Origin of the sequence: Actinomadura spongiicola (assembly GCF_003432485.1) — a bacterium.
Taxonomy (GTDB): Bacteria; Actinomycetota; Actinomycetes; order Streptosporangiales; family Streptosporangiaceae; genus Spirillospora; species Spirillospora spongiicola.
Genome location: NZ_QVNQ01000003.1, coordinates 186200 through 199365, shown reverse-complemented (window position 1 = coordinate 199365; position 13166 = coordinate 186200). Strand labels below are relative to the sequence as shown.

The following is a 13166-nucleotide window of genomic DNA, read 5'->3' as shown; positions in this document are numbered from 1 at the left end:
GTTGAGGGTGAGGGTTCGGGAAACCGGTCTTCCCGGCCGGTCCGCTCGGACTCGGCCCAGAAGTGCACACAGATCAGGTAATACCGCGGCGGCGGGTCGGCAGACCGGTCAGGGCGGTCGGAGAGAGCGGAAAGGCCCCTCGTCGTGGCAGCACCGCAGAACTACCTCGCGGTCATCAAGGTCGTCGGCATCGGCGGCGGCGGCGTCAACGCCGTCAACCGGATGATCGAAGAGGGACTCAAGGGCGTCGAGTTCATCGCGATCAACACGGACGCCCAGGCGCTGCTGATGAGTGACGCCGACGTGAAACTGGACGTGGGCCGCGAGCTCACCCGGGGACTCGGCGCCGGCGCCAACCCCGATGTCGGCCGCAAGGCCGCCGAAGATCACCGTGAGGAGATCGAGGAGGTCCTCAAGGGCGCCGACATGGTGTTCGTCACCGCCGGAGAGGGCGGCGGCACCGGCACCGGCGGGGCGCCCGTCGTCGCCAACATCGCGCGCTCGCTCGGCGCCCTGACGATCGGCGTGGTCACCCGCCCGTTCAGCTTCGAGGGCAAGCGCCGCGCCATGCAGGCCGAGGCGGGCATCGAGACGCTGCGCGACGAGGTCGACACCCTCATCGTCATCCCCAACGACCGGCTGCTGTCCATCTCCGACCGCCAGGTCAGCGTGCTGGACGCGTTCAAGGCCGCCGACCAGGTGCTGCTGTCCGGTGTCCAGGGCATCACCGACCTGATCACCACCCCCGGCCTGATCAACCTGGACTTCGCCGACGTCAAGTCCGTCATGTCGGGCGCCGGCTCGGCGCTGATGGGCATCGGCTCCGCCCGCGGCGACGACCGCTCGGTCGCCGCCGCCGAGATGGCGATCTCCAGCCCGCTGCTGGAGGCCAGCATCGACGGCGCCCACGGCGTGCTGCTGTCCATCTCCGGCGGCTCCGACCTCGGCCTGTTCGAGATCAACGAGGCGGCGCAGCTGGTGTCCAACGCCGCCGCGCCCGACGCCAACATCATCTTCGGCGCGGTCATCGACGACGCGCTCGGCGACGAGGTCCGGGTCACGGTGATCGCGGCCGGGTTCGACGAAGGCCGTCCCGCCCGTCCGGACCCCGAGCCGGAGACCAGGCGGCTGCCTCCGCCGCCGCGCCCCGGCCCGCCGCCGGTGTCCACGCCGTCCACGCCCACCGCCCCGCAGGCCAACCCGATCCCCAGCCGTGTCGGCCGGTCGGACGCCGCGCACCAGGCCGGGCACCAGTCGTCCCCGCAGGGGGCCCAGCGGCCGGGCGCCCAGCAGTCGGTGGCGCAGGCCGCCGCGGCGCCGGCGTCCTCCGCGCCGACCCCGCCGCAGCGACCCGACGGCGACCGGGCGCAGCCGCCCCCGCCGGCCCGGCCGCAGGGGCAGGAGGACCGGTCCGTCGCCGGACGCGACGAGCCCGCGCGGCCGGAGTCCCCGCCGCCCCCGTCGCCGCAGCCGGGCCCGCCGCCCGCCGACCGCGACCCCACCGGCTCCGCGGACACCGGCTCACGCGCGCCCGCGCCCCGCCCGCCGTCCGACCAGACCCCCTCCCGCGTGCACGCGGGGGAGAACGACGGCGGCCCCGCCGCGTCCGGACAGCGCCGCCGTCCCGTCGTGTTCGACGAGGACGACGACCTCGACGTCCCCGACTTCCTGAAGTGATCACCGCCGTCGCCCTGGGCGACGGCGTCGGCGCCGCCTTCACCGGCCGCGCCGGTGGCGTGAGCACCGCCCCCTACGACTCCCTCAACCTCGGCGGCGCGGTCGGCGACGACCCGGCCGCCGTCCACGACAACCGGCGTCGCGCCGCCGCCGCGCTCGGTCTCGACCCCGCCCGCACCGTCTGGATGCGGCAGGTGCACGGCGCCGACGTCGCGTTCGTCGCCTCCCCCGAGTCCCCCGGCGCGGTCGACGCGATCGTCACGACCGTTCCCGGCCTCGCCCTCGGCGTCCTCGTCGCCGACTGCGCGCCCGTCCTGCTCGCCGACCCCGTCGCCGGAATCGTGGGCGCCGCCCACTCCGGCCGCCCCGGCACGGCCGCGGGAGTCGTCCCGGCCCTGCTGAAGTCGATGTGCGAGCGCGGCGCCGCCCCGGCGCGGATGACCGGCGCGGTCGGCCCCGCCGCGTGCGGCCGCTGCTACGAGGTCCCGGCCGACATGCGGGACGAGGTCGCCGCCGTCGTCCCCGCCGCCTACGCGACCACGTCCGCCGGCACGCCCGGCCTCGACATCCGCGCGGGCGTCGTCGAGCAGCTCGCCGAGGGCGGCGTCACCGGCGTCCACGTCGACCCGCGCTGCACCATCGAGGACCCGGGCCTCTTCTCCTACCGGCGTGACGGTCGCACCGGCCGATTCGCCGGGTTCGTCTGGCTCAGGGAGGACGCGTGACCCACGACGATCCGGAGAGGCGCCGCGCCGAGATCGCCGAGGGCGTCGCCGCGGTCCGCGCCCGCGTCGCCGCCGCCTGCGCCGCCGCCGGACGGAACGAGGACGAGATCACGCTGATCGCGGTCACCAAGACCTTCCCCGCGTCCGATGTGCGGCTGCTGGCCGGGCTCGGCCTCACCGAGGTCGGCGAGAACCGCGACCAGGAGGCGCGGCCCAAGGCCGCCGAATGCGCCGACCTCCCGCTGACCTGGCACTTCGTCGGACGCCTCCAGACCAACAAGGCCCGTGCCGTCGCCGGGTACGCCGACGTCGTCCACTCGGTGGACCGGGCAAGGCTGGTGTCCGCGCTGTCGGACGCCGCCGTCCGCGCGGGCCGCACCCTGCGCTGCCTCGTCCAGGTCTCCCTCGACGAGGCGGCGCCCGGCGAAGCGGCAGGGGAACCGGCAGGGGAACAGGGACGCGGCGGCGCCGCCCCGGCCGAGGTGCCGCGGCTCGCCGACGAGATCGCCGGGGCGGGCGGACTGGAACTCGGCGGCGTGATGGCCGTCGCCCCGCTCGGCGCCGACCCACTGCCCGCCTTCACCCGACTCGCCGAGATCGCGGCGGATCTGCGCGGGAACCATCCGGATGCCCGGATCGTCTCTGCGGGTATGAGCGGCGATCTGGAACAGGCCATCGCGTGCGGCGCGACACACCTGCGGGTCGGTACGGCGTTGCTCGGCGGCCGACGGGCAATCGTCAGGTAATGTCCCCCCAGTGGTACCCGCCGCTACGCGGGCCCGCCACGATCAGTCCGACGACGGCGCCGGACGCGCCCGGGGCCGCGACCACAGGACAGGGAGGGACGTATGGCCAGCGCGATGCGCAAGATGGCGGTCTACCTCGGCCTTGTGGAGGACGATCGGTACGACGACAAGTACGGCGACTACGACGAATACGACGCCTACGACGAAGACCTCGACACCGGGCAGGGCCGTCGCCGCGAGGACGAATCCGGCGGTCAGCTTACCCGAGCCGAGGACGCGACGGACAACGAACGCGACCATCACTCCGCGTCGACGATCGAGCGGCGCTCCGTGGCGTTGTACGAGTCCGGTACCACCGACCTTGCTCGCATCACTACGCTGCACCCTAGGACCTACAACGAGGCGCGGACCATCGGGGAGCACTTCAGGGAGGGCACGCCGGTGATCATGAATCTGACCGAGATGGTCGACAGCGACGCCAAGCGTCTGGTCGACTTCGCGGCAGGTCTCGTGTTCGGCCTCCATGGGAGCATCGAGCGTGTTACGAACAAGGTGTTCCTGTTGTCGCCCGCCAACGTGGAGGTGACGGCGGAGGACAAGGCCCGGATGGCCGAGCGAGGGTTCTTCAACCAGAGCTGAGACCCGGAGATGCGCGAGAGTCGGATGCGAGAGTACCCGTGAGTATCGTTGGAACCGTGCTGCAGGTGATCCTGTACTTCTTCCTCCTGTTCCTGATCGGGAGGTTGATCCTGGAGGTCCTGCAGTCGTTCGCCCGGCAGTGGAAGCCGACCGGGGTTGTTCTGGTGATCGCCGAAGCGACGTACACCGTCACCGATCCGCCACTGAAATTCCTGAGGCGCTTCATCCCGCCCATACGACTGGGTAACGTTGCGCTGGACCTCAGCTTCACCGTGCTCATCCTTGTGGTCTGGGTCTTGATCATCTTCGTGCAGAGGCTCTGATCGGATACCGTCCTTTGGGACAGACTCCAAGCGCGCCAAGGAGACGAACATGCCGCTGACACCCGCCGATGTGCGGAACAAGCAGTTCAGTACCACCAGGCTGAGGCCGGGGTACGACGAGGAGGAGGTGGACGCCTTCCTCGACGATGTCGAGGCCGAGCTGGACCGCCTCATCCAGGAGAACGAGGAACTGCGGGCCAAGCTCGCCGAGTGCCTGCGCGGCAAGGTTCCCGCCATGGCCGCCCCCATCGTGGAGCCGAAGCCGGACGTTCAGAAGATCCCCGAGCCTCCCCGCCCCGAGCCGCAGCCGCAGCCCGAGCCGGAGCCCGCCCTCGGCGGCCTCGGCGGCATGGCGCCCGCGCCGACCGGCGAGGACAACATGGACACCGCGGCCCGCGTCCTCGCGCTCGCGCAGCAGACCGCCGACCAGGCGATCGCCGACGCCCGCCGGGAGGCCGACGAGACCCTGGGCCGCGCCCGCCGCGAGGCCGAGGAGATCCTCGGCAAGGCCCGCCGGCAGGCCGACCAGATCGTCAGCGAGGCCCGGTCCCGCGCCGAGGCCCTCGACCGCGACGCGCAGGAGCGGCACCGCCAGGTCATGGGGTCGCTCGTGCAGCAGCGCGAGGAGCTCGAACGCGAGGTCGACAACCTGCGCGCCTTCGAGCGGGAGTACCGCAGCCGCCTGAAGGTGTACCTGGAGGGGCAGCTGCGCGACCTCGAGGCGGGCAGCACCGAGACCGGCGCGTTCGCCGCCGTCCCCGGCGCGGCCCCCGCGCAGTCGCCGGGTTCCCCCCAGACCGGCCCGCAGCCCACACTGCAACACGGCGAGAACCGCAACGGCACCACCGCGGGCGCCCCCGGCACGTTCTCCGCGCCCGAGCACGCCCAGCAGGTGCAGCACTCCGCGACCGGCGCGTTCCACGCGGGCGGCGGCGACAACCCGCCGCACGACCGGCGCTGAGACCGGCGCCGCCGCGAGTGAGGTCTTCCCGATCGCCGCGCCGAGGATGGCACCAGCCGCCATCCCGGCGGCGGGGGAAGTCCGGTCGAGGTCGTCCGGCGATGGAGCCGGATGGTCGGAACGAGTGGGAGTGACCCTGTGATCATCCTGAGTGGACTTCTCGTGGTGGCGGCCATCGGCCTGCTGGTAGCGGGAATCGTCGCCGGCAACGGTGACAACGCCCAGGTGTTCGGCCAGTTCGACGCGCTGTACGTGATCTACCTGTCGATCGCCGTCAGCGTCGTCGCCGCACTGTGCCTGGCCATCGGGGTGTTCCTGCGTCGCAGGGAGCTCTTCGGCCCGGGAGTCGCCGCGGCACCCGCCCGCAAGCGCGGGACGTCCAAGAAGGACAAGCGCGCGAAGCCCGCTCCGCCCGCACCGGGCGTGTACGTTCCGGCCGACACGAAGGTCCCGGCGCCCGGCCCGGCGGACGAGGAGACGACGGTGCCCGCCCCGGCGGTGGACGTCCCCCCGGACGCGCTGGTGTTCGTCGTCCGCGGCCGCAAGCGCTACCACCTCGACACCTGCCGCCAACTCGCCGGACGCGAGACGGAGGAGCTCACCTACGCCGAGGCCAAGGAGGAGGGGTTCAGCCCCTGTACCGCCTGTATGCCCGACACCGCACTGGCGGCGCGCGCCGCGGCGTCGGCACCCGCGTCCACCGACGCGGGCAAGGCGGCGGGGGACGGGACCGCTTCTCCACGGCCCGGCGGTGAGCGCTCCGGCGGCCTCGCGGGTCTCGCCCAGCCGGCGCCCACCGGCCCGAAACCGGAAGGTGGCTGGCCCGCCAAGGGTTCGCCGTCCGGTTCGTTCGACGGCACCGCCGAGATCCCGCGAACGGACAAGCCCGCCGAGCCGAAGCCGGCCGCCCCGCCGCCCTCTCCGGCGGGCCCCACCCTCACCGACATGCCCGCCGCGGGTCTGATCGGCCCGGAGAAGGCCGAAGCCGCCGACACGAAGCCGGACGACGCATCCGCGTCAGAACCCGCGCCTGAACCTGCGAAGTCCCGCGACGCCGGCGCCGAGGACGTCCTCGCCTCGAAGCCCGACGAGCGGGAAGCGGCACCGCCCGCCGCCGAACCCTCAGTCGAGCCCGTCGCGGCGTCCACGAGTGAGCCCGTGACCGCGCCCACCGGCGAGACCGCCGACGACGACCTGCAGGTCCGCATCCTCAGCGGCACCAAGCGGTACCACCGCGTCGACTGCGCCCTCATCGAGGACATCGGCGACGAGGCAGACGACCTGGAGGGCCTGTCCCGCGCCGAGGCCAAGGCCCGAGGCTGCACGCCCTGCCTCGTCTGCCAACCCGACCGCGAACCCGCTCGCTGACCCGCCCGGCCCCGGCCTCGGGGTCAGTGGTCGCGGCGCCGCCCTTCGTCCAGCTCCCGCCGCCGCTCGTGGAGTTCCGCGCGGACCGCCTCGTGCCGTGCCCGGTGCAGCCGGTGCCGGTCGCGGCGCCCGCTCTTCTCGTCGACGGCCTTGCGTTTGACGGACACGCCGCCGAACAGCAGCGTCCCCGTCACCCGGATCACGGGCGCGTCCGGGTCGGTCGTGTCGTCGTCCGGCAGCTCGTTCCCACCGAAGATCGCCGTGTTGGACGCGATGACCCGGACACCCGGCGGCACGGTCATGCTCACGCCGCCGAACACGCAGTTGACGTTGACCGTGACCTCGCCGCCGCTGAGGACCGCCTGCCGGAAGTCCAGGTCGGCGCCGCCGAACACGCAGGTCACGTTGGTGGTCGGCTCGACCAGCCAGCGTCCCTTCCGCTCCACCCCGCTGAAGATCGCCACAAGGTTGGGCGACTGCGCCGGAGGGGGCGACGGCACCGGGTCGTCCGGGCGCCGCTCCACCCCGGGCCGGGGCGCCCCCTCCGGCGGCAGATCGCTGAGGACCGGCGCCAGGTCGGCGTACGTCTTCGCCCTGTACACCGCGTCGATGCGTTCGGCGTGCTCCTCCGGCGTGAGGCGTCCCTCCGCGAGGGCCTCGCGGAGACGGTCGGCGACCTCGTCGCGGTCGGCGTCCGACGCGCGCAGGTGCGCGGCGGACCGCTCCATGGGGACTCCGGACTCGGAAGACTTTTCGGGAAGGTCCACCCATCAATCATTGCAGCGCCGCCCCAGGGGGGCGACCCCCTTACGGGGGTCGCCGAAGGGGCGCCGTCAGATGCCGGCCCTGCGAAGGTGGTAGGTGAGGCCCAGTTCCTCGTCGTGGTTCGCCTGCAGATCGTCCAGCTCGTTCGGACGGCCCTCGTTGACCGCGTGGGCGAGGACCTCCGCCGCCAGTTCGGGGGTGTGGGCGCGCAGGGCCTCGGCGAGGTCGGTACCGGTCGCCTCCCACCACAGGTCGATCCGGTCGGTGACCTCCAGCCCGGCGGCCTTGCGGCCCTCCTGGACCAGGCGGATCGCCTCGCGGACCAGGCCGGCGCGGCGCAGCTCCGGGGTGACGGTCAGGTCGAGCGCGACGGTCTCGCCCGCGGCGCTCTCCACCGCCCAGCCGCTGCGCGGACGCTCGGTGACGATCACGTCGTCGGACGTGAGGGTCACCACGCCGAGACCCGCGGCCTCGACCTTGGCGAAGCCGTCCTCGCGGAGGGCGTGGACGAGCCGCGCCGGGTCGTCGGCCGTGATGGCCTTGGCGACCGCCGGGGTGTCCTTGGCGTAGGACTTGCCGAGCTCCCGGAAGTTCGGCTTCACCTCGTACTCGACGAGGTCGCCGCCGATGGACGACAGCTCCTCGAAGCCGAGGACGTTGAGCTCCTCGGAGATCTGCGCGCGGAGCTGGTCGGGCAGCGTGGACCAGCCCGCGGCGCCGACGAGGGCCCGGCCGAGGGGCTGGCGGGTGCGGACGCCGCTCGTGGCGCGGGCGGAGCGGCCGAGTTCCACCAGGCGCCGGACGAGGGCCATCCGCGTGGTCAGGGTGTCGTCGAGGAGGTCCTCGTCGGCGGACGGCCAGTCGGCGAGGTGCACCGACTCGGGGCCGTCGGCCGGACGGATCACGTCCCACACGTGGTCGGTGATGAACGGCACGATCGGCGCCATCAGCCGGGTGAGGGTCTCCAGGCACTCGTAGAGGGTGGCGAAGGCGGCCGCGCCGTCCGGTGTCCGCGGGCCCTCCCAGAAGCGGCGGCGGGAACGGCGCACGTACCAGTTGGACAGGTCGTCGACGAACCGTGCCAGGCTCCGGCCCGCGCGAGCGGTGTCGAACTCCTCCAGGGCCGCGTCGACCTCGCGGACGGTGCGGTGCAGTTCGGCGAGGGCCCAGCGGTCCAGCAGGGGCCGGTCGGCCGGCGCGGGCGCCTCCGCGAGACGGTCGGGCGTCCAGGCGCGGCCCTGGGCCTCCGCGGCGTTGGCGTACAGGACGAAGAACGACGCGGTGTTCCAGTAGGTGAGGAGCACCTTGCGGACGATCTCCTCCAGGGCGGCGTGCCCGACACGGCGGGACGCCCAGGGCAGGCCCCCGGCGGCCATGAACCAGCGCACCGCGTCGGCGCCGTGCTCGTCCATCAGCGGGATGGGCCGCAGCACGTTCCCGAGGTGCTTGCTCATCTTCCGGCCGTCCTCGGCGAGGATCAGCCCGAGGCAGACGACGTTCTCGTAGGACGACCGGTCGAACACGAGCGTCCCGACGGCCATCAGGGAGTAGAACCAGCCGCGGGTCTGGTCCTGGGCCTCGCAGATGTACTGGGCGGGGTAGGAGTTCTCGAAGACCTCGTTGTCGCGGTGGGGCGCGCCCCACTGCGCGAACGGCATCGAGCCGGAGTCGTACCAGGCGTCGATGACGTCGGGCACGCGCCGCGCCTCCGCCCCGCACGTCTCCGAGCCCGCGTCTCCGACCCGGACAGGGCAGGGGAACGTGACGTCGTCGACGTAGGGGCGGTGGGGGTCGAGCCCGGACATGTCGCGCCCGGCGAGGTCGCCGAGTTCCTTGAGCGAGCCGACGCAGGTGACGTGGTCCTCGTGCTCGGCGCACACCCACAGGGGGAGCGGCGTGCCCCAGTAGCGGCTGCGGGACAGCGACCAGTCGACGTTGTTGCGCAGCCACTCCCCGTACCGGCCGTGCTTCACCGTCTCCGGGTACCAGTTGGTCTTCTCGTTCTCCTCCAGCAGCCGGTCCTTGATCTGCGTGGTGCGGATGTACCAGGCGGGGAGCGCGTAGTAGAGCAGCGCCGTGTGGCAGCGCCAGCAGTGCGGGTAGCTGTGCTCGAAGTGCCCGCCGCGGAACAGCAGCCCGCGTGCGCGCAGGTCGTCGGTGAGCGGTTCGTCGGCGTCCTTGAAGAACTTGTTGCCGACCATGGGCACGTCCCGCAGGAAACGGCCGTCCGGCCCGATGGGGTTGACGATCGGCATCCCGTAGCGCTTGCAGACGGCCATGTCGTCGCCGCCGAACGCGGGGGCCTGGTGGACGAGGCCCGTACCGTCCTCGACGGTCACGTAGTCGCCCAGGACGACATAGTGCGCGTCCGGGATCTCCACCAGGTCGAACGGGCGCCGGTAACCGGTGCGTTCGAGTTCGGTGCCCTGGTAGGTGGCGAGCCGCTCGGCGCCCTCCCCGAGAACCTGGTCGAGGAGCGGCTCGGCCACGACGAGGACCTCGTCGGACCCGGCGGGACGGGCGACGACATAGGTCACGTCGGGGTGGACGGCCACGGCGGTGTTGGACACCAGCGTCCACGGCGTCGTCGTCCAGATGAGCAGCGCCGCGCCCATCTCCGCGAGCGGGCCGGACGTGACGGGCATCCGCACGTACACCGACGGGCTGGACACCGTCTCGTACGCGCCGGGCTGGCCCAGCTCATGGTCGGACAGGCCGGTGCCGCAGCGTGGACAGTACGGCGTGATGCGGTAGTCGCGGAACAGGAGGCCCTTGTCGAACACCTGCTTCAGGGACCACCAGACCGCCTCGACGTACTCGGCGTCCATCGTCCGGTACGCCTGGTCGGTGTTGACCCAGTAGCCCATGCGTTCGGTCATCTCCTCGAACGCGTCCACGTGGCGCAGGACCGATTCGCGGCAGCGGTCGTTGAACTCCGCGACGCCGTACTCCTCGATGTCCTTCTTGCCGGTGAGGCCGAGTTCCTTCTCCACGGCCACCTCGACGGGCAGCCCGTGGCAGTCCCAGCCCGCCTTGCGGGGGACGTGGTAGCCCTTCATGGTCTTGAAGCGCGGGAAGACGTCCTTGAACACGCGGGCCTCGACGTGGTGGACGCCCGGCATCCCGTTCGCGGTCGGCGGGCCCTCGTAGAACACCCAGCGGGGACCGGACGCGGTGCGCTCCAGCGACCGCTCGAAAACCTTGCCCTCCTGCCAGCGGCGCAGCATGTCCCGCTCAAGGGCGGGCAGATCGACCTGCGCGGGCAGCGGCCGAAAACCTCGGCTCACGATGGCGGACCTCCGGAACGACGTGAAAGTGCGTTGACCGGAGGGACGAGGCGCGCGGCCCCGCGGTACCACCCTCCTTGACCGGGCCGGAAAGCACGGTCCGCTTCGTTGGAGTCTCGGCTGCCGGTTCTACTGGGCCCGGAACGAGGTTCCGGACGGTTCCTCCGGCGGCTCCGGGGTGATCGGCCGCCGGGCTCGCCCCCGGGCTCGCACCGTCCCCGGGTCGCTCATGGCTGCGTACGGCGGCAGGTGTCCCCATCAGCGCCTGCCGACATGACTACTGGTCCGACTGTAACGCACGCGGGCCGCGCGCTCTTCCCGAATTCCCGCCGGACATGGGCGCGCCGGGCCGTGTCGTTCCTTTGCGATCTCCTACGCGGACCGGGGGTTTCCGGGCGTTCGGCGACCGGGCATAAGCGGTCGGTAACGCGGCCCAGGTGGTTTGCCGCTCCCGAGGAAGGGGACTTATGCTGCCCGCACTGCCCGTCGAGGCGATCAGCGCGAGAGGGGCCGACATGGCCGGCGCGAAGAGAGGGGCCCTGCCCCTCGAAAAACAGCCCGCCGAGAAACAGCCCGCCGAGAACACGACCCGGGGGACGAAACCGGCCGCGAGCCCGTCCGCGAGACCGGCCAGGCGCGGCCCCGCGAAACCGGCGGTCCCCGGTAAGGCGGGCAAGGGGAAGCCCGGCGGCCGGTCCGCGGCGAAGGCGGCGGAGCTGCCGGTCCGCGAGGGCGAGCACCAGTGGACGCCCGCCGAGCTCGCGGAGGTGCGCGCCGGGCTGCAGGAGCAGATCGAGGCGCTGCGGGCGGAGATCGCCGCGTCCGCGAGCCAGATCGCCGAGGGCGACACCAGCGACGGCGCGGGCGACGACCAGGCCGACGCGGGCGCCAAGACCTACGAGCGCGAGCACGAGCTCGCGCTGGCCTACAATTCACAGGACCTGCTCGCCCAGATCGAGCGGGCCGTCCAGAGAATGGACACCGGCACGTACGGAATCTGCGAGTCGTGCACCCGGCCGATCGGCAAGGCGCGCCTTCAGGTCTTCCCGCGTGCGACCCTGTGTGTGACATGCAAACAACGCGAGGAACGTCGCTGAGCGACTCAACGAACCCAGAGGGCGGGGCCGAGGAATCCGTGGGATCTCCTCGGCCGCGCCGCGTCGGCGTGCTGGTCGCCGTGGCGCTGACCGCGCTGACCGCCGACATCGTGTCCAAGTCCGTCGTGGTGGCGACGCTCAAGGGCGAGGAGCCGATCCGGCTGCTCGGCGGGCTGCTGACGTTGCGCGAGACCCGTAACAGCGGCGCCGCCTTCTCCATCGGCACCGGCTACACGGTCGTCTTCACGCTGATCGCGCTCGGTGTGGTGGTGGCGATCCTGCGCACGGCCCGTAACCTGCGCAGCCTGCCGTGGGCGATCTGCCTGGGCCTGCTGCTCGGCGGCGCGTGCGGCAACCTCACCGACCGGATGCTGCGGGAACCGGCGCCGCTGAAGGGCCATGTCGTCGACTGGATCCAGGTGCCGCAGTTCCCGGTGTTCAACCTGGCCGACTCGGCGATCGTCTGCGGCGGCGTCCTCGCCGTCCTGCTGGCGGCCCGCGGCCTCCAGGTCGACGGGACGCGCCTTGACGCGAAGGACGACGACGCCGGGGAACCGGCTCCCCGATCCGAACCCGAGGCCGAACCCGAGACGGGTCCCGAAGCCAGGTCCGCACCGGAACCCGAGCCCGAGGAGAGGTCGTGATGGGCGAGGTCCGGAGCCTTCCCGTCCCGGACGGGCTTGAGGGGGAGCGCGTCGACGCGGCACTGGCGCGCCTGTTCGGGCTGTCCCGGGGCAGCGCCGCCGACATCATCGCCGCGGGCGACGTCCTGCTGGACGGGGCGGAGGTGGTCACCAAGTCGGAGCGGCTGCACGCGGGCGCCTGGCTGGAGGTGACGCTTCCCCCGCCGCCCGCGCCCCCCGCGCCGGTCGCCGAACCGGTCCCCGGGATGGGCGTGCTGTACGAGGACTCCGACATCGTCGTGGTGAACAAGCCGGTCGGCGTCGCGGCCCACCCCACGACCGGCTGGACGGGCCCGACCGTCCTCGGCGGGCTGCTCGGGGCCGGGCACACGATCGCGACCGGGGGAGCGGCGGAACGGCAGGGCATCGTGCACCGGCTGGACGCCAACACCACCGGCGCGATGGTGGTGGCGAAGAGCGAGGTCGCCTACTCGGGGCTGAAGCGGGCGTTCAAGGAACGCCGCGTCGACAAGCGCTACCAGGCGCTCGTGCAGGGGCATCCCGACCCGTTCCGCGGGACGGTCGACGCGCCCATCGACCGGCATCCGTCCGGCGACGGGCGGTTCGCGGTCGTGGCGGGCGGCAGACCGTCGGTCACGCACTACGACACCGTCGAGGCGTTCCGGGCGGCGACGCTCCTCGACATCGACCTGGAGACGGGCCGCACCCACCAGATCAGGGTGCACATGTCCGCGATCCGGCATCCGTGCGTCGGTGATCTGGCCTACGGCGCCGACCCGACGCTGTCGGCGCGTCTCGGGATGCGGCGGCAGTGGCTGCACGCCGCGCGTCTCGGCTTCGAGCACCCGGCGAACGGCGAGTGGGTGGAGTTCGAGAGCCCGTACCCGGACGACCTCGCCCACGCCTTGGAGATCGTCCAGGCGGAGTCCTGACC

The 13166-nt window shown here is 72.6% G+C and carries 12 protein-coding genes; 10 read left to right on the top strand and 2 right to left on the bottom strand.

The features are described 5' to 3' along the window. Positions 1-144 precede the first annotated feature (144 nt). The 7 genes from ftsZ to D0T12_RS09600 all read left to right on the top strand — a co-directional run bounded on the left by ftsZ (position 145) and on the right by D0T12_RS09600 (position 6439). Positions 145-1677: a cell division protein FtsZ gene (gene ftsZ / locus D0T12_RS09630; RefSeq protein WP_117399166.1), complete on the top strand. Its 1533-nt coding sequence runs from the start codon at positions 145-147 to the stop codon at positions 1675-1677. Further along, a complete protein-coding gene (gene pgeF, locus D0T12_RS09625) occupies positions 1674-2402 on the top strand; it encodes a peptidoglycan editing factor PgeF (protein WP_117399165.1) in 729 nt (242 codons plus the stop codon). The genes ftsZ and pgeF overlap by 4 nt, the downstream gene beginning before the upstream one ends. Next, on the top strand, positions 2399-3148 hold the full coding sequence (locus D0T12_RS09620; RefSeq protein ID WP_117399164.1) for a YggS family pyridoxal phosphate-dependent enzyme: 750 nt from the start codon (positions 2399-2401) through the stop codon (positions 3146-3148). The genes pgeF and D0T12_RS09620 overlap by 4 nt, the downstream gene beginning before the upstream one ends. 102 nt (positions 3149-3250) lie before the next feature. Then, positions 3251-3787, top strand: a complete 537-nt coding sequence (locus D0T12_RS09615) for a cell division protein SepF (protein WP_117399163.1) — start codon at positions 3251-3253, stop codon at positions 3785-3787. 38 nt (positions 3788-3825) lie between these two features. Next, a complete protein-coding gene (locus D0T12_RS09610) occupies positions 3826-4110 on the top strand; it encodes a YggT family protein (protein ID WP_117399162.1) in 285 nt (94 codons plus the stop codon). Positions 4111-4159: 49 nt separating this feature from the next. Continuing rightward, complete coding sequence (locus tag D0T12_RS09605) at positions 4160-5071, top strand: DivIVA domain-containing protein (RefSeq protein WP_117399161.1); 912 nt, start codon at positions 4160-4162, stop codon at positions 5069-5071. 138 nt (positions 5072-5209) lie between these two features. Further along, the gene (locus tag D0T12_RS09600) at positions 5210-6439 is read left to right on the top strand and encodes a hypothetical protein (protein ID WP_117399160.1); all 1230 of its coding nucleotides are present in this window, start codon (positions 5210-5212) and stop codon (positions 6437-6439) included. A gap of 23 nt (positions 6440-6462) precedes the next feature. Here D0T12_RS09600 and D0T12_RS09595 read toward each other — a convergent pair whose 3' ends face one another. Next, positions 6463-7167, bottom strand: a complete 705-nt coding sequence (locus D0T12_RS09595) for a DUF1707 SHOCT-like domain-containing protein (protein WP_117399159.1) — start codon at positions 7165-7167, stop codon at positions 6463-6465. A gap of 105 nt (positions 7168-7272) precedes the next feature. Further along, positions 7273-10491, bottom strand: coding sequence for an isoleucine--tRNA ligase (gene ileS / locus D0T12_RS09590; protein ID WP_199487392.1), 3219 nt, complete (start codon positions 10489-10491; stop codon positions 7273-7275). Between the two features lie 716 nt (positions 10492-11207). Here ileS and D0T12_RS36435 point away from each other — a divergent pair. From D0T12_RS36435 to D0T12_RS09575, 3 genes are read left to right on the top strand one after another with little or no spacing between them, the layout of a single operon-like run. Next, on the top strand, positions 11208-11588 hold the full coding sequence (locus D0T12_RS36435) for a TraR/DksA family transcriptional regulator (RefSeq protein WP_233526002.1): 381 nt from the start codon (positions 11208-11210) through the stop codon (positions 11586-11588). A 38-nt stretch (positions 11589-11626) separates the two neighbouring features. Then, complete coding sequence (locus tag D0T12_RS09580) at positions 11627-12232, top strand: signal peptidase II (RefSeq protein ID WP_233525941.1); 606 nt, start codon at positions 11627-11629, stop codon at positions 12230-12232. Then, the gene (locus tag D0T12_RS09575; RefSeq protein WP_117399156.1) at positions 12232-13164 is read left to right on the top strand and encodes an RluA family pseudouridine synthase; all 933 of its coding nucleotides are present in this window, start codon (positions 12232-12234) and stop codon (positions 13162-13164) included. The genes D0T12_RS09580 and D0T12_RS09575 overlap by 1 nt, the downstream gene beginning before the upstream one ends. Positions 13165-13166: the final 2 nt, after the last annotated feature.

Excerpts from the sequence above, each read along its gene's own strand:
- D0T12_RS09615 (WP_117399163.1), top strand. The coding sequence starts at position 3,251 with ATGGCCAGCGCGATGCGCAAGATGGCGGTCTACCTCGGCCTTGTGGAG.
- D0T12_RS09605 (WP_117399161.1), top strand. The coding sequence starts at position 4,160 with ATGCCGCTGACACCCGCCGATGTGCGGAACAAGCAGTTCAGTACCACC.
- D0T12_RS09595 (WP_117399159.1), bottom strand. The coding sequence starts at position 7,167 with ATGGAGCGGTCCGCCGCGCACCTGCGCGCGTCGGACGCCGACCGCGAC.
- D0T12_RS09575 (WP_117399156.1), top strand. The coding sequence starts at position 12,232 with ATGGGCGAGGTCCGGAGCCTTCCCGTCCCGGACGGGCTTGAGGGGGAG.